The organism is Xanthomonas sp. F10, from assembly GCF_014206815.1.
GTDB lineage: Bacteria > Pseudomonadota > Gammaproteobacteria > Xanthomonadales > Xanthomonadaceae > Xanthomonas_A > Xanthomonas_A indica.
Window position 1 is genome coordinate 450,322 of sequence record NZ_JACHNP010000002.1, and the last position, 24,215, is coordinate 474,536.

The 24,215-nt window shown below is 69.1% G+C and carries 17 protein-coding genes and 1 pseudogene; 13 read left to right on the forward strand and 5 right to left on the reverse strand.

Annotation, left to right across the window (positions count from 1 at the left end):
• Nucleotides 1-84: 84 nt before the first annotated feature.
• Nucleotides 85-975 (reverse strand): TIGR01777 family oxidoreductase, encoded by an 891-nt coding sequence (locus FHR56_RS13460; RefSeq protein WP_160945431.1) that lies wholly within the window; start codon nt 973-975, stop codon nt 85-87.
• Nucleotides 976-1,158: 183 nt separating this feature from the next.
• Between FHR56_RS13460 and FHR56_RS13465 the strand changes: the two genes are divergently transcribed.
• Nucleotides 1,159-2,460 (forward strand): hypothetical protein, encoded by a 1,302-nt coding sequence (locus FHR56_RS13465; protein ID WP_160945430.1) that lies wholly within the window; start codon nt 1,159-1,161, stop codon nt 2,458-2,460.
• A gap of 69 nt (nt 2,461-2,529) precedes the next feature.
• Nucleotides 2,530-3,474, forward strand: a complete 945-nt coding sequence (gene gnd, locus FHR56_RS13470) for a phosphogluconate dehydrogenase (NAD(+)-dependent, decarboxylating) (protein WP_160945429.1) — start codon at nt 2,530-2,532, stop codon at nt 3,472-3,474.
• 10 nt (nt 3,475-3,484) lie between these two features.
• On the opposite strand, the gene FHR56_RS13475 is transcribed toward gnd, so the two are convergent.
• Complete coding sequence (locus FHR56_RS13475) at nt 3,485-4,525, reverse strand: oxidoreductase (protein WP_160945428.1); 1,041 nt, start codon at nt 4,523-4,525, stop codon at nt 3,485-3,487.
• Nucleotides 4,526-4,670: 145 nt separating this feature from the next.
• Here FHR56_RS13475 and FHR56_RS13480 point away from each other — a divergent pair, with 145 nt between their 5' ends.
• The 5 genes from FHR56_RS13480 (at nt 4,671) to FHR56_RS13500 (ending at nt 9,590) form a co-directional block, all read left to right on the forward strand.
• The gene (locus FHR56_RS13480) at nt 4,671-5,087 is read left to right on the forward strand and encodes a BON domain-containing protein (RefSeq protein ID WP_019796628.1); all 417 of its coding nucleotides are present in this window, start codon (nt 4,671-4,673) and stop codon (nt 5,085-5,087) included.
• A gap of 189 nt (nt 5,088-5,276) precedes the next feature.
• Nucleotides 5,277-5,621, forward strand: a complete 345-nt coding sequence (locus FHR56_RS13485; RefSeq protein WP_237473011.1) for a hypothetical protein — start codon at nt 5,277-5,279, stop codon at nt 5,619-5,621.
• A gap of 199 nt (nt 5,622-5,820) precedes the next feature.
• Complete coding sequence (locus tag FHR56_RS13490) at nt 5,821-7,632, forward strand: ATP-binding protein (RefSeq protein WP_160945426.1); 1,812 nt, start codon at nt 5,821-5,823, stop codon at nt 7,630-7,632.
• A complete protein-coding gene (locus FHR56_RS13495; protein ID WP_019797077.1) occupies nt 7,629-8,069 on the forward strand; it encodes a response regulator in 441 nt (146 codons plus the stop codon). The genes FHR56_RS13490 and FHR56_RS13495 overlap by 4 nt, the downstream gene beginning before the upstream one ends.
• Before the next feature lie 6 nt (nt 8,070-8,075).
• The gene (locus tag FHR56_RS13500; RefSeq protein ID WP_184502643.1) at nt 8,076-9,590 is read left to right on the forward strand and encodes a hybrid sensor histidine kinase/response regulator; all 1,515 of its coding nucleotides are present in this window, start codon (nt 8,076-8,078) and stop codon (nt 9,588-9,590) included.
• 205 nt (nt 9,591-9,795) lie between these two features.
• Here FHR56_RS13500 and FHR56_RS13505 read toward each other — a convergent pair whose 3' ends face one another.
• Entirely contained in the window at nt 9,796-10,635 is an 840-nt protein-coding gene (locus FHR56_RS13505; RefSeq protein ID WP_160945424.1) for a 20S proteasome subunit A/B, read from the reverse strand.
• A gap of 96 nt (nt 10,636-10,731) precedes the next feature.
• Here FHR56_RS13505 and folK point away from each other — a divergent pair, with 96 nt between their 5' ends.
• The gene (gene folK, locus FHR56_RS13510) at nt 10,732-11,220 is read left to right on the forward strand and encodes a 2-amino-4-hydroxy-6-hydroxymethyldihydropteridine diphosphokinase (protein ID WP_019795883.1); all 489 of its coding nucleotides are present in this window, start codon (nt 10,732-10,734) and stop codon (nt 11,218-11,220) included.
• A 195-nt stretch (nt 11,221-11,415) separates the two neighbouring features.
• On the opposite strand, the gene FHR56_RS13515 is transcribed toward folK, so the two are convergent.
• Nucleotides 11,416-12,150 carry a pteridine reductase gene (locus FHR56_RS13515; protein ID WP_160945423.1) on the reverse strand — a complete coding sequence of 245 codons (735 nt, stop codon included), beginning with the start codon at nt 12,148-12,150 and terminating at the stop codon, nt 11,416-11,418.
• Between the two features lie 54 nt (nt 12,151-12,204).
• On the opposite strand from FHR56_RS13515, the gene FHR56_RS13520 reads away from it, so the two are divergent.
• From FHR56_RS13520 to FHR56_RS13530, 3 genes and pseudogenes are all read left to right on the forward strand, one after another.
• Nucleotides 12,205-13,389, forward strand: coding sequence for an SAM-dependent methyltransferase (locus FHR56_RS13520; RefSeq protein ID WP_160945422.1), 1,185 nt, complete (start codon nt 12,205-12,207; stop codon nt 13,387-13,389).
• A complete protein-coding gene (locus tag FHR56_RS13525) occupies nt 13,389-13,790 on the forward strand; it encodes a VanZ family protein (protein ID WP_160945421.1) in 402 nt (133 codons plus the stop codon). Before FHR56_RS13520 ends, FHR56_RS13525 begins: the two co-directional genes overlap by 1 nt.
• Nucleotides 13,791-14,051: 261 nt before the next feature.
• Nucleotides 14,052-14,657, forward strand: a pseudogene (locus FHR56_RS13530) (expansin EXLX1 family cellulose-binding protein); the annotation flags it as partial.
• Nucleotides 14,658-14,751: 94 nt separating this feature from the next.
• Here the strand turns inward: FHR56_RS13530 and FHR56_RS13535 are convergent.
• The gene (locus FHR56_RS13535; RefSeq protein ID WP_160945419.1) at nt 14,752-17,385 is read right to left on the reverse strand and encodes a TonB-dependent receptor; all 2,634 of its coding nucleotides are present in this window, start codon (nt 17,383-17,385) and stop codon (nt 14,752-14,754) included.
• 1,158 nt (nt 17,386-18,543) lie between these two features.
• Between FHR56_RS13535 and FHR56_RS13540 the strand changes: the two genes are divergently transcribed.
• Nucleotides 18,544-21,243: a TonB-dependent receptor gene (locus FHR56_RS13540; protein WP_160945418.1), complete on the forward strand. Its 2,700-nt coding sequence runs from the start codon at nt 18,544-18,546 to the stop codon at nt 21,241-21,243.
• 85 nt (nt 21,244-21,328) lie between these two features.
• Nucleotides 21,329-24,211, forward strand: a complete 2,883-nt coding sequence (gene galA, locus FHR56_RS13545; RefSeq protein ID WP_160945417.1) for a beta-galactosidase GalA — start codon at nt 21,329-21,331, stop codon at nt 24,209-24,211.
• Nucleotides 24,212-24,215 lie beyond the last annotated feature (4 nt).

Sequence of the window (24,215 nt, forward strand, 5' to 3'; positions counted from 1 at the left end):
ACACGCCCCTGCGGAGTCTCCGCCGGGGCGTTTTCGTTTCGGTACTGATTGCGGCGCTGGGCGACGCGGCGCCTCCGCAGTGGCTCAGTCGGCGAGCACGGCGCGTAGCGCTGGGTCCAGTTGCGGGTAGCGGAATACATAGCCCTCGCGCTGTGCGCGCGTCGGCAGCACGCGCTGGCTGCCCAGCAACAGGTCGGCCATCTCGCCGAAGGCCAGGCGCAATGCCGCCGCCGGCATTGGCAGCAGTGCCGGACGATGCAGGGTGGCGGCGAGTTGCTGCGCGAACGCGGCATTGGTCACCGGCGCCGGCGCGGTGGCGTCGTAGGCGCCTTCGCCGCCGTGCTGCAGCAGCCACAGCAGCAGCCCGACCTGGTCGTCGCGGTGGATCCAGCTCATCCACTGGCGGCCATCGCCCATGCGCCCGCCCATCCCGAACCGGAACGGCAGCAGCATCCGCGCCAGTGCGCCGCCGTCGCGGCCCAGCACCACGCCGGTGCGGACCAGGCTGGTGCGCACGCCCAGGTCCTGCGCGCGCAGCGCCTCCGCTTCCCAGTCGCGGCACAGCTGTGCGGAAAAGTCGTCGCCGGGCGTGCTGGTTTCGTCCAAGACCTCGTCGCCGCGATCGCCGTAGTAGCCGATCGCCGAGCCGGAGATCAGGCAGCCCGGGCGCCGCGCGGCGTCGAGCCCACTCATCCAGTCGATCAGGGCGCGGGTGGTGCCGATGCGCGAGGTGCGGAAGCGGCGCTTGCGGGTAGCGCTCCAGCGGCCCTCGCCCAGCGGTTCGCCGGCGAGGTTGATCACCGCATCGGCCGGTCCGGCGCGCTGCAGGTCGTCCAGCGTCTGCACCGCCGGCAACAGGCGCGCTGCGCGTGCCGGGTCGCGGGTGAGCACGCTGACCTTGTACCCCGCGTCGAGCAGGGCAGCGCACAGCGCGCGGCCGATGAATCCGGTGCCTCCGGTAACGAGCACGTGCATGCAGGGGGTCGCTTGCGCCAAGAGAGCCGCAGTGTAGGTGCGTCGGGCATGGCGGAAGAGTGAACGCCGCGCGGGTGGTGGGGGACCGGATGACTTCGCGACGCCTGCACGGGCGATGCGGCACGCTGCACCGGCGCCGCCGCCGCTGCGGCCGACGGAGTTCCTGCCCGCGATGCCCGCTGCATGATTCGATCACTCAGGTTCGCTTGCGTTGCGCGTCGTCGCGGCGCCGGCCTGCTGTTGGCCGCACTGCTGGCCAGTGCCGCAGCCGACGCCGCGCCGGCGCCGGCCGACCAGGCCAGCGCGACCTGCCTGGCCGCGCTGCTGGAGCGGCTGGGCTGGCGCATCGGCAGCACCGCCGCCGCCCAGCCGCAGATCGCGGCCGGCGCGCCGTGCCAGCGCGGTTCGCTGGCCGAGGCGCAGGCGCACGGCGATCTGCAGGTGGCCTTGCCCGCTGCCTGGAACGACGCGCAGCGTCGCCAGGCGCTGCGCGCCTTGCTGGACACGCCGGCGACGCAGTGCGGCTATTTCCTGCAACTGGGCACGGCCACGACGCGCGCGGTCACGCGGCTGCAGGACAATCCCGGCTATCGCTTCTCGGCGCTGCAGCTGGGCTGGATCGGCTTCGGCCTGCGCGGCGCGCAGGCGCAGGGCTGGGAGCGCTTCCGCAGCTTCGGCCGCGGCTATCGCCCGGCAGGCGGCAATGCGCAGGCGATCGAGACGTTCTACAGCGGCCATGTGCGTTCGGAATGCGGCGTCGGCCGGCAGATCGCGCAATTGGCCACGCAGCGCGAACTGTATGGCGATGCCGCGTTCGATCGTGCGTTCAGCGCCGACGAACTGTCGATCGGCACCTTCCTGACCCTGCACGACACCGACAGCGTCCTGCTCGGCGCGCACGCCGGCGACTTCTTCGCCGACGGCAAGGCGGCCAAGACCGCGCAACGCGGCCGTGCCGCCTTCCTCGGCGCGCCGGGCTACATCGTGCACGTGTTCGAACGCCGCTACCTGGACGACATCAACAACCAGGCGGAGAACTTCGTGGTCGCCGCGGTCAGCGCCGAGGCCGCCGCCGCGCTGCGCACGCACGGTGGCTTCGCGTACTACGACGGCCAGAACCGGCGCATCTGGGAACTGGCGCGGGCGCTGCGCGGTCCCGGGCGCGAACGCTTCGAGCGCCTGCTGTACGATCGCGACCCGGCGCTGCGCGCACGCCTGGATCCCGCGCAGCAGGCCGTGCTCGCGCAACTGGACGCCCTGCTCGACGATCCGTTCTACCGCGGCTTTCAGGTCTACGTGCATCCCAAGGGCGTCAAGCCGATCGGCTACCACGTGGTGCGGCTGCTGGACCGCAATCCGCGCACGCCGTTCGCGGTCGAACTGACCCTGCACAACCTGCACACCACGCTGTACCGGCGCTGGCGCGACCTGCAACTGCGCGACTGCGCGCAGGCGCCGGTGCCGGCCGCCGCAGCGGCGCCTTAGCTGCGCGTCACGTCGGCGCCGCCGCTTCGTGAGACCCTAACCCTCCTTTTTTCGAACCGGGAACGACGCATGGAACTGGGACTTGTAGGCTTGGGCCGGATGGGCGCCAACATGGCCGAGCGGCTGGTGCGCGGCGGGCATCGCGTGGTCGGCTTCGACCTGGGCGAGGCCGCGCGCAGCTCGGCGCAGCAGCGCGGGGTGGAAGCGGTCGACAGCATGGCCGCGCTGATCGCGGCGCTGCCGGCGCCGCGCGCGGTGTGGCTGATGGTGCCCGCCGGCAAGGTCGTCGACGACACCCTGGCGGCGTTGCTGCCGCTGCTGGGCAAGGGCGACGTGGTGATCGACGGCGGCAATTCCTACTACAAGGATTCGATGCGCCGCGCCGGCGAACTCGCCGCGCACGGCATCGCCTATGTCGACTGCGGCACCAGCGGCGGCGTGTGGGGACTGCGCGAGGGCTACAGCCTGATGATCGGCGGCGACACCGCCGCGGTGCAGCGCCTGCACGACGTGTTCGCGACCCTGGCACCGGCGGCCGATGCCGGCTGGGGCCATGTCGGCCCGAGCGGCGCCGGCCACTTCACCAAGATGGTCCACAACGGCATCGAGTACGGGATGATGCAGGCCTACGCCGAGGGCTTCGCGCTGATGGGGCGCAAGCAGGAGTTCGCGCTGGATCTGCACCAGGTCGCCGAGGTCTGGCGCCAGGGCAGCGTGGTGCGTTCGTGGCTGCTGGACCTGTGCGCGGACGCGCTGGGCGCCAATCCGACCCTGGCCGGGATCGCGCCGTACGTGCAGGACTCCGGCGAAGGCCGCTGGACCGTGGCCGAGGCGATCGACCTGGACGTGCCGGCGCCGGTGATCACGCTCTCGCTGCTGGAACGGCTGCGCTCGCGCGACGACGATTCGTTCGCCGACAAGCTGCTGGCGGCGATGCGCAACCAGTTCGGCGGCCATGCGATCAAGCACGAGGGCGGCGACGCGCCCGCGCCGGGCGGCACGCGTCCCGCCTGACCCGCGCCGCTCAGTCCAGCGTCACGCTGCAGCCGGAGGCGGCGCTGCGCACGCCCGCCTCCAGCAGCCGCATCACCGCCAGCGCCTGCGCCGCATCCACCGGCGCAGGCCCGCGCCCGGCCAGCGCTTCGCGAAAGGCCGCATAGCAGTCGCGGTAATCGCCGCGGTGTGCGGGCAGGGTCTGTACCGAATGCGTGCCGTCGGCGCCGACCAGACGCAGTTGGCCGGGCAGGGGATCCTCGCCCCACTCCGCTGCGCCCGGCGCCACGCCCGCGCGCAACTGCGCTTCCTGCGTGTCCAGGCCGTGCTTGAGATAGCTGCCGCCGCTGCCGTGGATCGCGAAGCGCAGCCCGTTCGCGGCGACCAGCGAGCCGGCATGCAGCACCACCAGCAGCCGCGGATAGCGCAGGACCGCATGCACGTAGTCCACCGTCTGTGCGCCGGGGCGCTGCAGTGCCAGGTCGGCCTGCACCGCCTGCGGCGGCCCGAATAGTTGCAGCGCCTGGTCGAGCAGGTGCGGCCCCAGGTCGAACCACAGCCCGGAGCCGGGCAGGGCGTGCTCGCGCCAGCGGTCGCCCACCTGCGGGCGATGGCGGTCGAAGTGCGAATGGAACTCGGCGATCTCGCCCAGCGTGCCGGCTTCCAGCAACGCGCGCACACCGAGGAAGTCGCCGTCCCAGCGCCGGTTCTGGAACACGCTGACGATGCGGCCGGCCCGCTGCGCCTGCTCGAGCACCTGCTGCGCTTCGGCCACGTCCAGGGTGAACGGCTTGTCCACCAGCACGTGCTTGCCGTGCGCCAGCGCGGCCAGCGCCAGCGGCGCGTGGGTCTGGTTGGGCGTGGCGACCACCACGGCGTCGATCTGCGGATCGGCGAAGGCCTGCGCCGCATCGGCGAGCACATGCGCCTGCGGCCAGGCCGCGTTCACGGCGTCGGCCTGGCGCGAGACCACGGTGTGCAGGCGCAGGCCGGGCGTGTGGGCGATCAGCGGTGCATGGAAGGTACGGCCGACATAGCCGAAGCCGAGCAGGGCGAGATTGAAGTCGGACATGGGGCGCGGGCGAGTGCGACGGGAATCCAGTATCGCGCGGCCCATGTCGGCGGATTGCGCATTCACGCTGCGGCGATTTCGCGGTCACGCCGCCTGTACGACGGCGTGGTGGAGACTGCGCGCACCTTCAGCGGAGGAAGACACGATGAAAACGATCAATGCACGCACCCTGCTTGGCGCCACCCTGGTGGCCGGTTTTGCGTTCGGCGCGGGCCAGGCGTTCGCGGCCGGCCAGTCCACCGGCGCCAAGGACCACGGCACCATGGGCCAGCAGGACACCATGCAGCACGACACGACCGCCCACGAGGCAGGCCACCACGACTCCAAGGAGCCGGTCACCGACACCTGGATCACCACCAAGGTGAAGGCCGATCTGCTGGCGACCAAGAACGTGTCGGGCACCGAGATCAAGGTCGATACCGTCAACGGCACGGTCAAGCTGTCGGGCGCGGTCGCGACCAAGGCGGAGAAGGACAAGGCCGTGGCGGTCGCCAAGAAGATCGACGGGGTCAAGAAGGTGGATGCGACCGACCTGAAGGTCAGCGCGGCTGCCAAGAAGTAAGTAGCGCGATCCGCGGCCGCGGGTGGGGATGCGACGAGGCGCCCCACCCGCGACACCGGCCATGGCGCACCCTGCGGGGTGCGTTTTTTTTGGTGGATGCCGAAGAAATTGAGACGCGCATAACATTTCGCGTCGCTTTGACACCGGTTCGGACATCATCCCTTCATGTTCCTCAACGGATCACGCGCGATGTTGGACACCCAACCCCACCCGGCCGCGGGGCATGCGGCCGCAGCCGCCGAGGCGCTGGGCGCCGCGCTGTCCGGCCATGCGGCGCAGGGGTCGCCGCTGCTGGCCGCGGTACGCCGGCTCGAGGCGCAGTTGAGCATGCTGTTGACCACCTTCCACGACGATGCCGGTTTCTGGCCCGCCTTCTCGTCGCTGATGCAGGAACTGGATCAGGGCCTGAGCCAGTCCGAGCGCCGGCGCCTGCGCAGCCATGCCGATTTCCTGCTGGTCCGCGCCGGCATGCCGGCCTGGGCGCTGGTCGGCACCCAGGCCGGTCCAGCCGCCCGCGTGGCGCGCCAGCCCTGAGCGCCGCGCGTACGTGGCGCTCCTGCCGGCGGCCGGGGGCCGCTGGCGTGGACGCGTGCGCGAAGTGGGATAGAGTCCATGCCGTTGGCGCGATCGGGGTGTCGCGCTCCCGCTGAATAATTCATCTGCTGCCGGGGAAGATGGGCGACAATGCGCGCCCGCGATGGCCGCAGCCGTTTCTCCTTCTGACGCACCCGCTATGCAGACCATCGCCAAACACGATGCTTGGGACCGCTGGCGCCTGCCGCTGCTGGCATTGGCCGTCGTCCTGATCGTCATCCTGCCCTCGCTGCTGCTGCGGCAGATGAATGCCAGCACCCTGCGTGCCGCCGACTGGGTCGGCCACAGCCAGGAGGTGACCGCCACGCTGAACGCGATGGAGGCGGACATGCGCGACATGGAGTCGGCGGCGATGGCAATGTCGCATGGCGTGCAGTCGCCGATCCTGACTGCGCGCCTCAAGGACGCGCGCGTGTCGTTGCAGCCGTCCATCGCCCACTTGGCCGAACTCACCCGCGACAACCCCGACCAGCAGATCCGCATCGGCCGCCTGCAGAGCACGCTGGAACGGCGCGGCCTGATCGCCGAGCGGATCGCGCAGACGCGCGATCCGGACCGGATCCGCGCGCTGATCCAGGACATGACCGCCGACAATCCGGTGCGCGGCCTGATCGCCGAACTGCAGCGCCGCGAGGACGAACTGTTGACCGAGCGCACCGCCGACGCCGAACAGCGTCGCATGGTCGCCTCGATGGTCAGCTGGGCCTCGCTGGTGGTGCAGTTGCTGCTGCTGGGCCTGGTGATCTGGCTGCTGCAGCGGCAGATCGGCCGGCGCCTGGATGCCGAGCGCCACATGCTGCGCGCCAACGGCCGCGCCGCGGCGGTGCTGCAGACCGTGCGCGAGCCCATCGTGCTGCTCGACGGCAGCCAGCGCATGCTGATGCACAACACCGCCTTCGCCGAACTGTACGGGATGGACCTGGCCGATCCGCCGAAGATGCTGGCCGATGTGGGCCACGGCGTCTGGCAGGATCCGATCATCGTCCAGCGCCTGGCCGACGTGCTGCTGCGCGGACGCGAATTGTGGGATTTCGAGCACGAACAACTCGGCGCGGACGGGGTACCAAGGACCATGCTGCTGAATGCGCGGCGCATGCCGCTGCCCGACAGCGAGGATGAAGTGGTCTTGATGACGGTCAGCGACATCACCCTGCAGAAGACGGCGCAACAGCGCATCCAGGAACTGAACCGGCAACTGGAGGGCAAGGTCGAGCAGGTGTCGGAGGTCAATCGCGAGTTGGAGGCGTTCAGCTATTCGGTCTCGCACGATCTGCGCGCGCCGCTGCGCCATGTCGCCGGCTTCGCCGACAAGCTGGCGCGCCACCTGGGCGACGGCGCCGACGAGAAGAGCCGGCACTATCTCGAGGTGATCGGCACCTCGGCGCGGCGCATGGCCTCGCTGATCGACGACCTGCTGGTGTATTCGCGCCTGGGCCGCAGCGCGCTGCGCCTGCAGGCGGTGGACATGCAGTCGCTGGTGGCGGAGACGCGCTCGGTGCTCGACGCCAACTATCAGTCCGAGCACGGCGGCAGCGGCCACCGCATCGAATGGAACATCGCGCCGCTGCCGATCCTGGTGGCCGACGAGAACATGATGCGGCAGCTGTGGCTGAACCTGCTCGGCAACGCAGTCAAGTACAGCGCCAAGCGCGAGGTCGCGCAGATCGAGGTCGGCTACCAGGTGCAGCCGGACGGCAGCCATCACTTCAGCGTGCGCGATAATGGCGCCGGCTTCGACATGACCTACGCGGCCAAGCTGTTCGGCGTGTTCCAGCGCCTGCACAAGGCCAGCGAGTATTCCGGTACCGGCATCGGCCTGGCCAGCGTGCGCCGCGTGCTGGCCCGCCATGGCGGCCATATCTGGGCCGAGTCCGCCCCCGACCAGGGCGCCACCTTCCACTTCGTCTTGCCCCCGGCGCCCGAAACGCCCTCTACCGAGTTCATTGCATGACCGCCATCCGCACCATCCTGCTTGCCGAAGACAGCCCCGCCGATGCCGAAATGGCGGTGGATGCGTTGCGCGACGCGCGCCTGGCCAACCCCATCGTGCACGTCGAGGACGGCGTCGAGGCGATGGACTATCTGCTGCGCCGCGGCGCCTACGCCGACCGCGAGGAAGGCCTGCCGGCGGTGTTGCTGCTGGACATCAAGATGCCGCGCATGGACGGCCTGGAAGTGCTCAAGCTGGTGCGCAGCGACGAGTCGCTCAAGCGCCTGCCGGTGGTGATCCTGTCGTCCTCGCGCGAGGAAAGCGACCTGGCCCGCAGCTGGGACCTGGGCGTGAACGCCTATGTGGTCAAGCCGGTGGACGTGGACCAGTTCTTCACCGCGGTGAAGACCCTGGGCACCTTCTGGGCGCTGATCAACCAGGCGCCGGACAAAGAGTAAGCGCGCATGCCCACCACCGGCCCCAGGCTTGGCCCGATCCGGATCCTCATGGTCGAGGATTCGCCGGAGGATGCCGAGCTGCTGTCCGACCAGTTGCTGGACGCCGGCCTGGAGGCGACGTTCCGCCGTGTGGAAAGCGAACCGACGCTGCGCGAGGCGCTCGGCGATTTCGCCCCGGACATCGTGCTGTCGGATCTGAGCATGCCCGGGTTCTCCGGGCACGAGGCGCTGCGGGTGGTGCGTGAGGACGGCAACGCCGTTCCCTTCATCTTCGTCTCCGGCACCATCGGCGAGGAGACCGCGGTGGAGGCGCTGCGCGACGGCGCCAACGACTACATCATCAAGCACAACCCGACCCGCCTGCCGTCGGCGGTGGCGCGGGCGATCCGCGAGGCCCGCACCGAGCGCGAGCGGCAGCGGGTGGAGCGCGAACTGATGCGCGCGCAGCGGCTGGAGAGCCTGGCCCTGCTCGCCGCCGGCCTCAGCCACGACCTGCGCAACATCCTGCAGCCGCTGCTGATCGTGCCGGAACTGATCGTCGGGCGCAGCGACGATCCGCAACTGCGGCACCTGGCCGACGTCATCGCCGAGTGCGGCCGGCGCGGCCATGAGATGGCCGAGTCGATGCTCTCGTTCGTGCGCGGTTCGCGCACGCCCAGCGAGCGGGTGCGCCTGGCCGAGCTGTTCCAGGCGGTGCAGATGCTGCTCAAGAGCAGCCTGCCGGAGCGGGTTTCGCTGAAGGTGGACGTGGCCGATCCGGCGCTGTCGATCGAGGCCAACTACACCGAACTGCAGCAGTGCCTGCTCAACCTCGGCCTCAACGCGATCCAGGCGATGCCGGAGGGCGGCCAGTTGAGCCTGTCGGCGACGCCGGCGATCGGCGCCGACGGCAGCGAGCAGGTGCGCATTCTGGTCCGCGATAGCGGTATCGGCATGGATGCGGAGACCCAGGCGCGGCTGTTCAGCCCGTTCTTCACCACCAAGCCGGACGGCACCGGCCTGGGCCTGATCTCCTGCAAGCGCATCGTCGAGAGCTATGGCGGCCGGATCGGCGTGGACAGCACGCCGGGCGAGGGCACCTGCTTCGAACTGCTGATGCCGCTGCGCACGCCGGCGCCGTCGACCGAGCCGGAGCTGTCGCTGCCGATGGGCAAGGGCCAGCGCGTGCTGCTGGTCGACGGCGAGGCCACGCGGCTGTCGCTGCTGGGCAATGCGCTGTCCAGCCAGGGCTACCGCCCGCAGCTGGCGTCCGACGGCGCCGCGGCGCTGCGCGACGTCGAGGAGCACGGCCTGCCGGACCTGGTGATCGTCGACAGCGACATCATCCTGCTGTCGGCGGTGCGCTTGCTGCTGGCGCTACAGGACCTGGGCTACCAGGGCCCGGCGATCGTGCTCGAGGACACCGGCACCCACCTGGAACGCGACCACTTCCCCGCCGACATCGCCGTGCACGTCCTGCGCAAGCCGCTGGAAATGCAGCGCGTGTTCCGCGCCGTGGCGCATGCGCTTGAGAGTGGTTGATCCAGGGGCTGGGATTGGGGAGTCGGGATTCGGGATTTGTTGTGAAGCCGGAATTGGGGAGTCGGGATTGGGGATTCGCCCGGGGCAACAACAACAGCCGACGCCGCTCGCGCGCGAAGCGCAGCAACGCGCTAGGCGCGTTGTGTCAGCTCCCCAGGGATCCGCTTTTGCGAATCCCTAATCCCGACTCCCCAATCCCGGCGCCTCACTGCTGGGCTGACTGGTCTTCCGGGTCGCGACGGGCGGGGGCGCGACGGGGCGGCAGGGGCGGCAGGATGTCGCGGGTTTCGTTGTCGGGGTCGGCGGCCAGGGCCGGTTCCCAGGGGAAACGCGGCAGGGTGCGCACGGCGTTCTCCAGCTTGCGCGACCAGGTGTCGTGGATCTCGGCGTACAGCGGGGTGTCGGCTTCCAGGCGCATGCGTTCGGTCACGCGCAGGTCGTTGCGGCGGATCAGCGCCAGGTCGATCGGCATGCCCACCGACAGGTTGGAGCGGATGGTCGAGTCCAGCGACACCAGCGCGGTGCGCGCGGCGTCTTCCAGTTGCATCTCCGAGCGGATGATGCGGTCCAGGATCGGCTTGCCGTACTTGGATTCGCCGATCTGCAGGTAGGGCGTCTCCGGCGAAGTGGCGATGGCGTTGCCGAGCGGATAGATCATGTACAGCCCGGGCCGTTCGCCGGCGATCTGCCCGCCCAGGATCAGCGTCGACTGCACGTTGACGCCGCTGTGCTGGGATTGCTCGGAGAGCTTGATCTGGCTGGAGGCCAGCACTTCGCCGACATACTCGGCGACCTCGAACAGGTGACGGAAGCTGCGCAGACTGCGCGGCGCCTCGGGATCGTCGGCGTCGCGCTGCAGGCGCGAGAGGGTCAGCTGCGTGGTCGCCAGGTTGCCGGCCGACATCAATGCGAACACCGCCTGGCCCGGATACTCGAACACGTGCAGCTTGCGGTGCACGCGGACGTCGTCCAGCGAGGCGTTGGTGCGGGTGTCAGCGGCGAAGACCAGGCCTTCGTCCACTTCGATGCCGACGCAATATGTCATGGCGCTGCCGAAAAACCAGGTACGTTCCGATTCTATGCGGGGGGCTCGGGCTTGGCTACCGTTGACGCTCGCCGCCGCGGCATGCGCGAATAGCGCATGACCACCGTGCTTCTGAGCCTGGGCAGCAATCTGCGCCCGCATCACCACCTGGCCGCGGCGATCGCGGCGCTGCGCCGGCAGTTCGGCGCGATCGTCGTGTCGCCGACCTATCGCACCGCGGCGGTCGGCTTCGACGGGCCGGCGTTCCTGAACAACGCCGTGGCGCTGCAGACCGACTGGGAGCTGGCGCCGCTGGACGACTGGCTGCATGCGCTGGAGGACGCGCATGGCCGCGACCGCAGCGGCCCGCGTTTCAGCGACCGCACCCTGGACATCGATGTAGTGTTCTACGGCGACCGCATCGTCGAGGGGCCCGGCAAGTTGCGCATCCCGCGTCCGGAACTGCGCCACGCCTTCGTCCTCAAGCCGCTGGCCGACATCGCCGCCGACTTCGTCGACCCGGTCAGCGGCCAATCCCTGGCTGCGCTATGGCAGGCGCATGCCGAGCACGGGAAGGTGTTCGAGGTGGTGGAATTGGTTGAGTAGCGGGGATTGGGGAGTCGGGATTGGAGATTGGTTGTGAAGCAGGGATTCGGGATGTAGGGATTGGGGATTCGCTTCAGGCAGCAGCGACGGCGGGGCCACGGCCATCGCGGAAAGCGCCGCGGCGTTCAAGCGGCGCTATCGGACCGCTGCAATCCGCTTTTGCGAATCCCGACTCCCGAATCCCCAATCCCGGCCTCACATCAGCCCGCGCCCGCCATCCACCCGCACGGTCTGCCCGGTGACGAAGCTGGCATCGTCGAGCAGCCAGCGCACGGCCTCGGCGATTTCCTCGATCTGGCCGGTGCGCGCCAGTGGGGTGCGTGCCAGCAGGGCCTGCTGCGCGGCCGCGTCCTTGCCCGCGTCGGGCCACAGGATCGCGCCGGGGGCGATGGCGTTGACCCGCACCTGCGGTGCCAGTTCCAGCGCCAGCGAACGGGTCAGCATCGCCAGGGCGGCCTTGGCCGCGCTGTACAGCGGATGCGCGCGCAGCGGTTGTTCGGCGTGCAGGTCGGTGAGGTTGACGATCGCGCCGCCATGCTGGCGCAGTTGCGTGGCCGCGGCCTGCGCCAGGAACAGCGGCGCGCGCGCGTTGACCGCGAACAGGTCGTCCCACTGCGCCGGCGTCGCCTCGTGCAACGGCGTGGGATAGAAGTTGGAGGCGTTGTTGACCAGCGCGTCGAGCCGGCCGAAACGCGCCACGCACTGCGCCACCAGGTCCGGTAACTGCGCGGTGTCGCGCAGATCGGCCTGCAGGGTCAGCGTGCTGCCGGCGCGCACGGCCTCCAGTTCCTGCGCCAGCGCCTGCAGCTCGGCCTGCGAGGTATGCGCATGCAAGGCGACGGCGTAGCCGGCCGCGTGCAGGCGTCGGGCGATGCCGGCGCCGATGCGCCGCGCGCTGCCGGTGATCAGGGCGACTTTGGTCTGGGTCATGTACGGGTTCCGTGCTCGGCTATGCTGTGCATTGTCCACGCAATCCGGCGCCGCATGCCCACCGACCTTCCTTCGCCCGATGCCATCGCACTGGCCCACAGCGATCGCCTGGCCGCGCACATGCGCGCCGAGATCGCCGCCGCCGGCGGGGCGATTCCGTTCTCGCGCTTCATGGAGCTGGCGCTGTACGCGCCAGGTCTCGGTTACTACAGCGCCGGCAGCAGCAAGTTCGGCGAGGAGGGCGATTTCGTCACCGCGCCGGAGTTGGGGCCGCTGTTCGCCGCGACCGTGTCCAATGCGCTGGCGCCGGTCTTGCAGCAACTCGGGCCGCAGGCGCGCATGCTGGAAGTGGGCGGCGGCAGCGGCGCCTTCGCCGAGGTCATGCTCAAGCGCCTGCTGGCGCTGGATGCGCTGCCCGAGCGCTACGCGATCCTGGAGCCCAGCGCGGATCTGCGCGAACGCCAGCGCGAGCGCCTGGCGCGCGCGCTGATCCCGCCGGTGTTCGACCTGGTGGAGTGGCTGGACCGGCCGTTCGACGACGACTGGAACGGCGTGCTGTTCGCCAACGAGGTGATCGACGCCCTGCCGACGCCGCGCTTCGCGCTGCGCGACGGCGAGGTGTTCGAGGAGACCGTGACCCTGGACGGCGAGGGCCGCTTCCGCCGCGGCGAACAGCCGGCCGATCCGCTGCTGGCGGCGGCGGTGCGGCACATCGAGCGCTATCTGCAGGCGCCGTTCGCCGATGGCTACCGTTCCGAGCTGCTGCCGCAGTTGCCGTACTGGATCCAGGCGGTGGCCGGCGGCCTGCGCAGTGGCGCGATGCTGTTCGTGGACTACGGCTATCCACGCCGCGAGTTCTATCTGCCCGAGCGCGACGACGGCACCTTGCGCGCCTTCTACCGGCATCGCACGCATGCCGATCCGTACCGCTGGCCGGGCCTGCAGGACCTGACCGCATCGGTCGACTTCACTGCGCTGGCCGAGGCCGGCACCGGCGCCGGCTTCGACCTGGCCGGTTACTGCAACCAGGCCAGCTTCCTGCTCGGCAACGGCCTGGACGCGCTGCTGGCCGAGGCCGAGGCGCGCGGCGACGAGGCCGCGCGGCTGCGCCTGCGCCAGCAGGTGAAGCAGCTGACCCTGCCCAGCGAGATGGGCGAGCGCTTCCAGGTAATGGGCTTCGAACGCGACGTGTCGCTGGCGCCGGCGTTCCTGTCCGGCGACCTGACCTGGCGGCTGTGATGGCGGCAGTGCGCGCCTTCCGCTGGCCCTGGCTGTGGCTGGGGCTGTGGTGGCTGGGCATCGTGGTGCTGATCTACGTGTGCATGATGCCGCACCCGCCGCAGTTGTCGGACCTGCCCGACAGCGACAAGGCCGAGCACTTCATCGCCTACCTGCTGCTGGCGGCTGCGGCGGTGCAGATCTACGCCGGGCCGCGCGCCTGGCGCTGGGCCGCGCTGGGCCTGCTGGCGTTGGGCGTGGGCATCGAGTTCGCGCAAGGGGCGTGGACCACCACGCGGTCGGCCGATCCGCTGGATGCAGTGGCCGATGCCTTGGGCGTGGCGGCGGGCATGGCCACCGCGGCCACGCCATGGCGCGACCTGCTGTGGCGGCTGGAGCGCGGCGGTCTGCGCCGTCGCTGAGACGTGACGGCGCGGTCTACGGTGTCGGCCAAGTCGTGGAATTCCCGGCCGCGCGCAAGGCGCGGCGTGCGCGCCGCGTCCTAGAGTGCCGGCGCCGGGCAGGCTGCCCGGTCGCCGCGCGGCGGCTCCGCGCGCCTGTGCAGGAGAACACGCATGCAAGCACGCCACTCCACCCGTGCCGCGCGCGGCGCCGGCCTGTTCGCCGCGCTGTGCCTGGCGATCAGTGCGGCACCGGCCAGCGCCGCCTGGAACGATGTCTGCAGCGGCACCGCCACCTACACCAGCTCCGGCTATTCCGGGGGCGCGCTGCTGCTGGATCCCATCGACCCGGCCGCGACGATCACTGCGCTGAACCCGAAGCAGCTCAATTACGGCGGAATCCAGGCGGCGCTGGCCGGCGCCTACCTGCAGGTGCAGGGACCACGCGGCACGGTCACGGTGTACGTCACCGATCTGTATCCGGACGGCGCCGACTGCGGGCTGGATCTGTCGCCCAATGCGTTCGCCGCGATCGGCGACACCAGTGCCGGGCGCATCCCGATCCGCTGGCAGGTGGTGGCCGCGCCGGTCAGCGGCAACGTGGTGTACCGGATCAAGGAGGGCAGCTCGCAGTATTGGGCGGCGATCCAGGTGCGCAACCACCGCTATCCGGTGGTGAAGTTCGAATACAAGAAGAACGGCGACTGGGTCAGCCTGCCGAAGACCGCGTACAACCATTTCGTCGGCGAGCAGATGGGCGCGCAACTGCTGGAGATCCGCCTCACCGATATTCGCGGCCAAGTGGTCACCGATACCATCGGTGCGCTGCCCAGCCAGGGCGACAAGGGCGTGTACTTCGCCGACGGGCACGTGCAGTTTCCGCGCTGAGGCGTGCCGGTGCCAGCGCATGCCGGCGCTGCCGCGGCCCGCATGCGCGCGCCTGCGCCGCGGCGTTGGCTCCGCGGCGCAGGCGTGGCAGCGCTCAGAACTTGAAGTGCAGCGTCGCCATGTAGCGGCGGCCGTTGTGGTAGCGCCCGGCCGGGTGGTCCTTGTCGCCCAGGTACTGCAGGTACTCCTCGTCCAGCAGGTTCTGCGCGTCCAGTTGCAGCGACCATTGCGCGTTGATCGCGTAGCCCACGCTGGCGCCCAGGTCGGTGTAGTCGTCGACGCTGGCCGGCGCGGCGCCGGCGACGTAGCCGCCGGCCAGGTAGCTGTCGCGCCAGTTCAGGCTGATCCGCGCGTTCCACGGCCCCTTCTCGTAGTACGGGCTGAAGGCGACGCTGTTGCGCGACTGATAGGGCAGCGGGTTGCCGCTGTTGTTCTCGCCGCTGGCGTAGGTGTAGTTGGCGGACAGGCCGAAGCCGGTCTCGCCGAACGGCTGCTGATAGGCCAGGGTGAAGCCCTTGACCTTGCCGTCGCCGGCGTTGCGCGGGCGCTGGATGCTGTAGTCGCAATAGCCGTCGGCGGTGCAGCCGTTGCTGCCGAGCATCTGCGCCCAGGTCTGCGGCGAGGTGTCGCGGATCGCGTTGTACTGGCGCTCGATGGTGGCCGAAGTGTCGATGTAGTTGTCGATCTTCTTGTAGAAGATCGACCAGGCCACCACCGCCTGCGGCGCGAAGTAGTACTCGGCCGAGAGGTTGAAGTTCCACGATTCGTAAGGCGAGAGCTCGGCATTGCCGCCGCTGCCGGTGAGCGTGGTGTCGTTGAGGAAGGTGTTGTTGACCATCTGGTTGTACGGCGCCCAGGCGATCACCTTGCCGGCGCCGAAACGGAACACCCAGTCGTTGTCGGTGTCGTAGGCCAGGTTCAGCGACGGCAGCAGGAAGTGCTCGGTCTGCGTGCGCGTCTGCCACTTGCTGTCCAGGTCCTGCAGGGTCGGCGTGCCGCTGTAGACGAAGCCGCTGCCCTCGGTCTTGGAACGCACGTAGCGCAGGCCGAGGTTGCCGCGCAGGCCGGCGTTGGAGAAGTTCAGCTGCACGTAGGCGGCGTTGTTGGTCTGCTGCAGCGCCCAGGTATTGTTGAGGTAGCTGGACGGGTCCGGGTTGGCGTAGTCGACCGGGCTGTTGCGGATCCAGTCGATCACGTTGCCGCGCCCGGCCTGCACGTGCTGGCCCTGGTCGGGATAGAACCCGCGGATGTCGGTCAGGCCGATGGTGCCGATGTCGGCCAGCGTGCCGGGGGTGACGCCACCGTACACGTTGAGGGCGAAGTCCTCGTCGTGCTTGCCCTGGCGTACGCCGGCCAGCAGCTGGTTGAACACGCCGTCGAACTGCAGGTCCAGATCGAGCTGGCCGTAACGGTCCTTGCTCTGGGTGGAGAACACGCCGTTGTTGCCGATCCAGCCGCCGGCCGAGCCCCAGTTGGCCGGGTTGCGCGCGCCGGTGGGGTCGTCGAAGCGGATGCCGCGGTCCAGATCCCAGCGGAAGCCGCCGTTGTAGAACGGCTCGATGAAATACTGCGCCAGGTGATCGTTGTCGGACTTGCTCTGGCCGACCTGGCCGCGCAGGGTCCAGCGTTCGCCGCGGTAGGCACCGCGCAGGTCCAGGCCCTTGGTGGTCACCTGCGATTGGCGCACGTTGTTGTCGTAGATCACCGTGCCGCCGCCCGCGTTGGCGTTGGCGCCGGAATGGCCGCTGCGGACCACGCCGTTGCGCACGTCGCCCAGCGCGTCGACCGCGGCGACGGTGCCCGGGTTCCAGGTCAGGAAGCTGTACATCGACTGGTTGTAGTTGTCGAAGTCTTCCTTGATGTACAGGCCGCTGAGGTTGAACTCCAGCGCGTCGCTCGGCTTGAGCTGCAGGTTCACCACCGCGCTGTCGCGCTTGCGGTCCTGCTGGAACCAGGCGGCGTTGATCGAGTTGGGCACGTCGGCATCGGCGGGTACGCCGGTGGCGTTGGCGAAGGTGCCGGCCTTGGCGTAGCCGAACACTTCCAGGCCCTGACGGTCGACGCGTTCCTCGTAGTGCTGCGCGGAGACCGCAATACCGAAGGTCTCCTGCGGATTCTTCCAGCTGTACAGCAGCGACGCATTCGGCTTGCCCTCGCTGGCCTGCTGGCTGTAGCTGTAGCCCACCGAGCCGGCGATCTCGTTGGCCTTCAGGTCCAGCGGCTGGCGGCTGTGCATCAGCACGGTGCCGCCAAGGCTGCCTTCGGTCAGCCGCGCCTCGGTGGATTTGACGATCTCCGCGCGCCCCAGGATCTGCGGCGACAGCAGGGTGTAGTCGAAGCCACGGTTGGGCTGCTCGCCGTACAGCCAGATCGCCTGCGCCACCGGGTGGCCGTCCAGGAACGACAGGTTGAGGCTGGGATCGGTGCCGTCGATGCTGACCCGCTCACCCTGGCCGAAGCGGCGGTCGATGGTGACGCCGGGGATCTGCGCGAATGCCTCGGCGACGTTGGTGCTGGGGAACTTGCCGATGTCCTCGGCGGTGATCGCCTCGGACACGGTGACGTTGTTGCGCTTGGTGTCCAGCGACTTCTCCAGGCTGGCGCGGATGCCGACCACCTGGACCGCGTCCAGGTCGGTGGCGGCGGAATCGGCCTGCTGCGCCTGCGCGGCGAAGGCGAGGACGCTGGCGGCGATGGCCGCCGACAGGGCGGAATGGCGGTATTGCATGATGTCTCTCCCTCATCATTCAATGGATCAACGCGATTGCGCGGACGTCGGGCCGCGTGCCGGAGTTGCCTGTTGCCTTACTGCCTGGGGTGCGGATGCGGGCTGGAGTGCCGGGTGGTGCGGAACCTGGAGGCCGTCCTGCGCTGCACGGGACGACGGGTGCTGCCGGTGTCGTGCGCACGTGCAGGCGCGAGCGGCCGCGGCGCGTGCACGGCGATATTGCGTGAATCGAGCAGGTGCGCTGGCGAGGCCGCCCATCGCGGTCGATCGGACCACGTTCCGATGGCGGGACGCCGCGGAAACGGTGGCAGGGCACTGGACGCGGCGTGCGCCGACGACCTCGCGCCGGGCAGGGCGCGAGGCCGTCTTTCGGAATGCCATGAAGTGCCGCGTGCGACACGCGATGCGTGCGAACGGATCATTGCGATCACATGCCTCCCTTGGCCCGCTTTCGCGCCGCACATGCGCGGCTACACCCCCGTGTGCGCCGATTCTTACGAGGCCATGACAACGATGTCAAGCCTTGGCAAGAAAATTTGTCTGGTTCTGGTTTTGCCGCTCAATCTCGGCACTGGATCCCGGAAAGGACGCTGTGGTGGAGTGGGAATGTAGATTTATCAATCAGTTGCACAAGAGGCTGTAACAGTACGTGGCCGTGCGCAAATGAGAATGCAGTGCGATTATGCGGCGGTGCACAAATTGGTCTCGTTGTCACAATTGGTGCGACATAGGTATCGTGACAACGATGCGTGGAAAACGCCGCGCCGGAAATATTTCGCCGGTGCATACAATTGATAAATAAGCGATTTATCGGAATGCGCGCGCAAGTCCAGAGGTCATTGTGCGATTTCGTGCGGCACGGCGTTGACACAATCTTTCTAAGACCATAAGAATCGAAGCGCCTGGAATTGGTCCTTGCCAATTCGGGCCAGATTCGTCCAGCCGCACCATGCAGTCGCCCGTTCCGGGGAAGGGACGGGGACGCGCCTCCTGCAAGACCGGGCGCAGGAAACAGCCAGAACGCTCCATTCACTCCGTGTCCGCACGGACGGCATCGCCCTGCGCGTCGCGTGGGCGCGATGGAGGGTGCTGCCTGCCGATCGCCGCCCTGGATGTCCGCCGTCGTCGTGCCGATCCGCCATCAACCAGGATAGCCCAATGCCACATGTCGCCCGCTCCCGTTCGCATTGTTGTCCCCTGTCCGCCCTCGCCAGCGCCATCGCGCTCGGCCTGCTCAGCGCCGCTGCGCAGGCGCAGGAAGCGCCCGCATCCGACGCGGTCTCCCAGCTCGATACGGTGACCGTCACCAGTTCCTACCAGAAGAGCCTGATCACCGCGCTGGACAACAAACGCACCGACGCACGCATGACCGACGGCATCTCCTCGGAGGACATCGGCAAGTTCCCGGCCGAGAACATCGCCGAGGCGATCCAGCGCATTCCCGGCGTGCAGATCTCCACCATCAACGGGCGCGGGTCGACCATCAGCATCCGCGGCCTGGGTCCCCAGTATTCGGCGACCACCATCAACGGCCAGACCATCAAGAGCGCCGATTTCACCGACGGTTTCCGCTACGACATCATCCAGCCGGAAGTGGCTGCGGCGATCCAGGTGATCAAGTCGCCGTCGGCGGACATGGATGCCGGCGGGCTCTCGGGCACGGTCAACATCGAGACCACCAAACCGCTGGACTACAAGGCGCGCAAGCTGATCTTCTCGGCCAAGGAGCAGTACGCCGAATTCGCCGGCGGCGCGCCGACGCCGAAGGGCGTGCTGACCTACATCGACCAGTTCCATCTCGCCGACGGCGGCGAACTGGGCGTGTTCGTCAACGCCGGCTACCAGAAGCTCAAGGACCGTGCCGACTACCTGTGGATCGACCGCTGGTACACCCAGGCCACCGACGACGGCACCCTGTACATCCCGCGCCGTCCGCGCTATCGCTCGATCGAGCGCGAGACCGACCGCAAGATGCTCACCGCCGGGCTGCAGTGGAAACCCAACGACCGGTTGGAGATGAATCTGACCGCGCTGTATTCGCAGGACAAGACCGACAACGACATGAACCAGTTGGTCTACTCCTTCGATCGCAACTTCCTGAGCGTGCTGCAGACCGACGGCCTGACCGCAACCAAGGTGTCGGCCTCCAACTACTGGCTGGAGAACAACCGCCAGCTCGAGCGCCACGATCTGACCTCGCAACTGCTGACCTGGGACGCGCGCTGGAAGGGCGACGCGTGGACCTTCAGCGGCGTGGCCAACTACACCGAGGGCAAGACCGACGAGGACGAGCGCGCGGCGATCCTCGGCCGCAAGCCGAGCGCGACGCTGTTCGACATGTCCAACCCCGGCGCCATCTCGCTGACCACCGATGCCGACGCCACCGACGCCAGCGCCTGGAACAAGGCCAACCTGGTCCGCGACGAATACCCCAACGGCGCGATCAACGCGCTGCGCAACAAGGAATGGTCGCTGCAGTTCGATGCGGAGAGTTACGTCGGCAACGGCTTCCTCGATGCGGTCAAGGTCGGCACCAAGTTCCGCCGCGAGACCTTCGACCGCAACGTCTGGCGCCGCGACTTCCTGTACCTGATCAACTCCGGCGCGGTGTCCGGCTACGACATGTTCCCGGAGCTGTCGGCGGCCAGTTCCAACGTCAGCAACTTCCTCGACGGCAACCTGGCCTCGCAGAGCGACTGGGTGGCGCCGGACGTGTATGCCTACGCCCGGGCCCTGGCCGCCTCCGGCATCACCGTGCCGGTGCTGTTCGCGCCGCAGGCCAGCTACCACATCCGCAACGACATCTTTTCCGCCTACGCGTTGGCGAAGATCGACACCGACCTCGGCAGCATGCGCCTGCGCGGCAACGTCGGCGTGCGCTACGAGAACACCAAGCGCACCACCGACACCTACCTGACCACCGCCTCGCAGTACAGCGAGGACGCCAACGAGGTGGTCGGCACCGAGCGCGCCCCGTACGACTACCACAACTGGCTGCCCAGCCTGAACCTGGTGCTGGACATGCGCGAGGACCTGCTGCTGCGCTTTGCCGCCGGCAAGGTGCTGGTGCGGCCGATCCTGGACAGCAACACCGCCATCGCCACCACCATCTCCTCCGGCAGCAACACCGGCGGCACCACCACCTACGACGTGGCGCTGGGCCAGACCGACCTGAAGGCGCTGACCGCCGACCAGGCCGACCTCAGCCTGGAGTGGTACTACGGGCAGGGCGGCGGGCTGACCCTGGCCGGCTTCTGGAAGAACGTCAAGAACGGCACCTTCAACAGCATCGTCTGCCCGGCCACGTTCAACGGCACGGCGCTGTCCACCAATGGCGCCGGCGACTGCGTGGACGGTGGCGGCAACATCTACGAGATCACCGCCACCCGCAACGATCCCAGCAAGGTCAAGATCAAGGGCTACGAACTGGGCTGGACGCAATCCTTCGATGCGTGGCTGCCGATCCAGGGCTTCGGCCTGACTGCCAACTTCACCCGGGTGATCCCGCAGCGCGACACCGACTTCAAGATCCGCAACCTGTCGGAGAAGACCTGGAACGCCACCGGCTACTGGGAGAACGCGATGTTCTCCGCGCGCGTGTCGCTGAACCACCGCAGCGAGTACGAGCAGGACAGCAGCGACAGCTTCTTCGCCCGCGAAGGCCACACCATGAAGGCGCGCACCCAGGTCGACGCGGTGCTCGGCTACCAGGCCACCGACACGCTCAGCTTCCAGCTCGGCGCGCTCAACCTGACCAACAAGAAGGAAGAGGCGTACAAGGACATCAGCAGCCGCTGGCAGATGACCGGGGTCACCGGCCGCAGCTTCTACGTGTCGATGCAGTGGGACATCCTGTGAGGGCGGCGCGCGCGCCTGCGGGCTAGCGCGACCCTGGCCCGGCGCCGCGGTGGCGCCGGGCGGTCGTTCCGATGAGGACAAGCGCATGCAACGAAGAACCTTCCTGGCCGGCAGCGCCGGCGCCGGCCTGCTGCTGGCGCTGCCACGCGGCAGCCGCGCCGGCCCGGCGGCGTCCGCCGGCCTCGCCGGCGCCGATACCGCGGCGCTGGCGGCCGTGCCAGGGGTGACCCTGGCGGCCGATCCCGGCCTGTTCTGTCTGGACGAGGGCTGGCGTTTCCACGAGGGCGACATCCCGTTTCCGCCGATCACCGGGCAGGACGCGAGCTACGACAACGCCAAGGCCGGCAAGGCCTGGGGCGCGGCCGCCGGTGATTTCGACGACAGCCAGTGGCGGCAACTGCGGCTGCCGCACGATTTCGCCATCGAGCAGCCGATCGAGGCCAGCGCCAATGTGGCGCAGGGCTATCGCCGCCGCGGCATCGCCTGGTACCGGCGCAGCCTGCGGCTGGACGAGGCGCAGCGCGGCAAGGCGCTGGAACTGCGCCTGGACGGCATCGCCAGTCGCGCCACGGTGTGGGTCAACGGCCTGCTGATGGCGCGCAGCTGGAGCGGCTACGACGGCATCGCCATCGACATGACCGCGATCGCGCGCTATGGCCAGGATCTCAACACCATCGCGGTGCGCGTGGACGCCGAGGCGATGGACGGCTGGTGGTACGAAGGTGCCGGGCTCTACCGGCATACCTGGCTGGCGGTGCGCGATGCGCTGCATATCGTCGGCGACGGCGTGCATGCGGTGCCGCGTGCCGGGGCCGACGATCGCTGGACGCTGCCGGTGACGGTCACCGTCGCCAACGTCGGCGAGCACGCCGATGCGGCGCTGCTGGAGGCGGCCCTGTACGACGCCCGAGGCACGGTGGTGGCGCAAGGCAGCAGCGCGCTGCAGGCCGGCGCGCTGGCGCAAGTGGAGGCCCAGGTCGTGTTGCAGGTCCGTCAGCCGCAGCGTTGGGACGTGGCCGCACCGCATCTGTACCGGCTCGCGACGGTGCTGCGCAGCGCAGGCCGCGAGCGCGACCGCCGCGAGTGCGCGATCGGCTTCCGCACGCTGCGCTTCGATGCGCAGCAGGGCTTCTTCCTCAACGAGCGGCCGCTCAAGATCAAGGGCGCCTGCCTGCACCAGGACCATGCCGGGGTCGGCGTGGCGGTGCCGGACAGCCTGCTGGACTTTCGCATCCGCCGGCTCAAGGCGCTGGGCTGCAACGCGATCCGCCTGCACCATGCCGTGGCCGCCGAACTGCTCGACGTGTGCGATCGCCTGGGCATGCTGGTGATGGCCGAGAACCGCGTGTTCAATCCTGCCCCGGACTATGCGGCGCAACTGCGCTGGCTGGTGCGCCGCGACCGCAACCGCGCCTGTGTGTTCCTGTGGTCGGTATTCAACGAAGAGCCGATGCAGGGCACCGCCGCCGGCTATGAAATGGTGCGCCGTGCGGTGGCGCTGGTGCGCGAACTCGACGACAGCCGCCCGGTGACCGCGGCGATGAACGACGGCATGCTGACCCAGCGCAACGCGTCCCATGCGGTGGATGTGGTCGGCTTCAACTACCGCCAGTTCAACTACGACCGGGTGCATGCGGCGATGCCGCATACACCACTGCTGTCCAGCGAGGACACCAGTGCGTTCCAGACCCGCGGCGCCTGGTTCACCGACATGGAGGCGCACGTCATCGCCGAGGACGATTCGGTCGCTGCGCCCTGGGGCAACACGCATCGCACGTCCTGGAAATTGATCGACGAGCGGCCCTACCTGGCCGGCAGCTTCGTCTGGACCGGCTTCGACTATCGCGGCGAGCCGACCCCGTTCGAATGGCCATCGGTGTCCTCGTTCTTCGGCATCATGGATCTGTGCGGCTTCCCGAAGGGCGCCTACTGGCTGCGCCAGGCGCAGTGGATCGACGAGGCGCCGGTGCTGCAGCTGCTGCCGCACTGGAACTGGCCGGGCCGCGAGGGCACGCCGATCAAGGTGATGGCGTTCTGCAACGCGCAGCAGGTGGAGCTGTGGCTCAACGGCCGCTCGCAGGGGCGGCAGGCGGTGGACCGGATCGCGATGAACACCTGGCAGGTCGTGTACGCGCCCGGCGTGCTGGAAGCGGTGGCGTATCGCGACGGGCGCGAGGTGGCGCGGCAGCGGGTGCAGACGGTCGGCGCAGCGGTCGCGCTGCGGCTGACCCCGGACCGCCCGCGCATGCGCGGCGATGGCCGCGACGCGCAACCGATCACGCTGGAAGCGGTGGACGCGCAGGGCCGTCACGTGCCGTTCGCCGATGCGCAGATCGCGCTGCAGCTCGACGGCGGGCGCCTGCTCGGCGTCGGCAACGGCGACCCGAACCGGCATGCGCCCGACAACGTGCCGCAGGTGCAGTTGTTCAACGGCCTGGCGCAGGCCATCGTCGAGGCCGGCAGCGATCGCCGTCGGCTACGCATCGTGGCAAGCGCGCCTGCCTTGCGTGCGGCGCAGGCAAATATCACGCTGGACGCGGCGCCGCCGCCGTTGTCGTTGCCGCCGGCTGCCGCGGCGATGGTGGTGGGCGGCTGGCGGCACACCCTGCCGTTCGCCACCCCGCCGGATCCGGCGCTGCCGCGCGCACCCAACGACAACAACAGCTGGAGCTTCTGCCAGCCGGGCAACCTGGAGACGCGCGCCGAGCGCGATGGCTATGTGCTGTACCGAACCACGTTCACGCCCTGGGCCGGGATCCAGCAGCGCGGCGGCCGCGTGCGGCTCGGCCGCGCGACCGGCGCGGTGCAGGTGTATCTGGACCGGCAGCGGGTGGCCGACGTGGCGGCGGGGCAGCCGGTGTCCCTGCGGCTGTCGCCGGCGTCCGGCGAACGGGTGCTGGCCGTGGTGATGCAGGTGACGGCCGGGACGCCTTTCGGCTTCGACGATGTCGCGACAGTGGAGTATTGAGCCA

Excerpts from the sequence above, each read along its gene's own strand:
- FHR56_RS13460 (WP_160945431.1), bottom strand. The coding sequence starts at position 975 with ATGCACGTGCTCGTTACCGGAGGCACCGGATTCATCGGCCGCGCGCTG.
- FHR56_RS13490 (WP_160945426.1), top strand. The coding sequence starts at position 5,821 with ATGCAGACCATCGCCAAACACGATGCTTGGGACCGCTGGCGCCTGCCG.
- FHR56_RS13505 (WP_160945424.1), bottom strand. The coding sequence starts at position 10,635 with ATGACATATTGCGTCGGCATCGAAGTGGACGAAGGCCTGGTCTTCGCC.
- galA (WP_160945417.1), top strand. The coding sequence starts at position 21,329 with ATGCAACGAAGAACCTTCCTGGCCGGCAGCGCCGGCGCCGGCCTGCTG.
- FHR56_RS13515 (WP_160945423.1), bottom strand. The coding sequence starts at position 12,150 with ATGACCCAGACCAAAGTCGCCCTGATCACCGGCAGCGCGCGGCGCATC.
- FHR56_RS13475 (WP_160945428.1), bottom strand. The coding sequence starts at position 4,525 with ATGTCCGACTTCAATCTCGCCCTGCTCGGCTTCGGCTATGTCGGCCGT.
- FHR56_RS13535 (WP_160945419.1), bottom strand. The coding sequence starts at position 17,385 with ATGCAATACCGCCATTCCGCCCTGTCGGCGGCCATCGCCGCCAGCGTC.
- folK (WP_019795883.1), top strand. The coding sequence starts at position 10,732 with ATGACCACCGTGCTTCTGAGCCTGGGCAGCAATCTGCGCCCGCATCAC.
- FHR56_RS13495 (WP_019797077.1), top strand. The coding sequence starts at position 7,629 with ATGACCGCCATCCGCACCATCCTGCTTGCCGAAGACAGCCCCGCCGAT.
- FHR56_RS13525 (WP_160945421.1), top strand. The coding sequence starts at position 13,389 with ATGGCGGCAGTGCGCGCCTTCCGCTGGCCCTGGCTGTGGCTGGGGCTG.
- FHR56_RS13480 (WP_019796628.1), top strand. The coding sequence starts at position 4,671 with ATGAAAACGATCAATGCACGCACCCTGCTTGGCGCCACCCTGGTGGCC.
- gnd (WP_160945429.1), top strand. The coding sequence starts at position 2,530 with ATGGAACTGGGACTTGTAGGCTTGGGCCGGATGGGCGCCAACATGGCC.
- FHR56_RS13465 (WP_160945430.1), top strand. The coding sequence starts at position 1,159 with ATGATTCGATCACTCAGGTTCGCTTGCGTTGCGCGTCGTCGCGGCGCC.
- FHR56_RS13540 (WP_160945418.1), top strand. The coding sequence starts at position 18,544 with ATGCCACATGTCGCCCGCTCCCGTTCGCATTGTTGTCCCCTGTCCGCC.
- FHR56_RS13485 (WP_237473011.1), top strand. The coding sequence starts at position 5,277 with ATGTTGGACACCCAACCCCACCCGGCCGCGGGGCATGCGGCCGCAGCC.
- FHR56_RS13520 (WP_160945422.1), top strand. The coding sequence starts at position 12,205 with ATGCCCACCGACCTTCCTTCGCCCGATGCCATCGCACTGGCCCACAGC.
- FHR56_RS13500 (WP_184502643.1), top strand. The coding sequence starts at position 8,076 with ATGCCCACCACCGGCCCCAGGCTTGGCCCGATCCGGATCCTCATGGTC.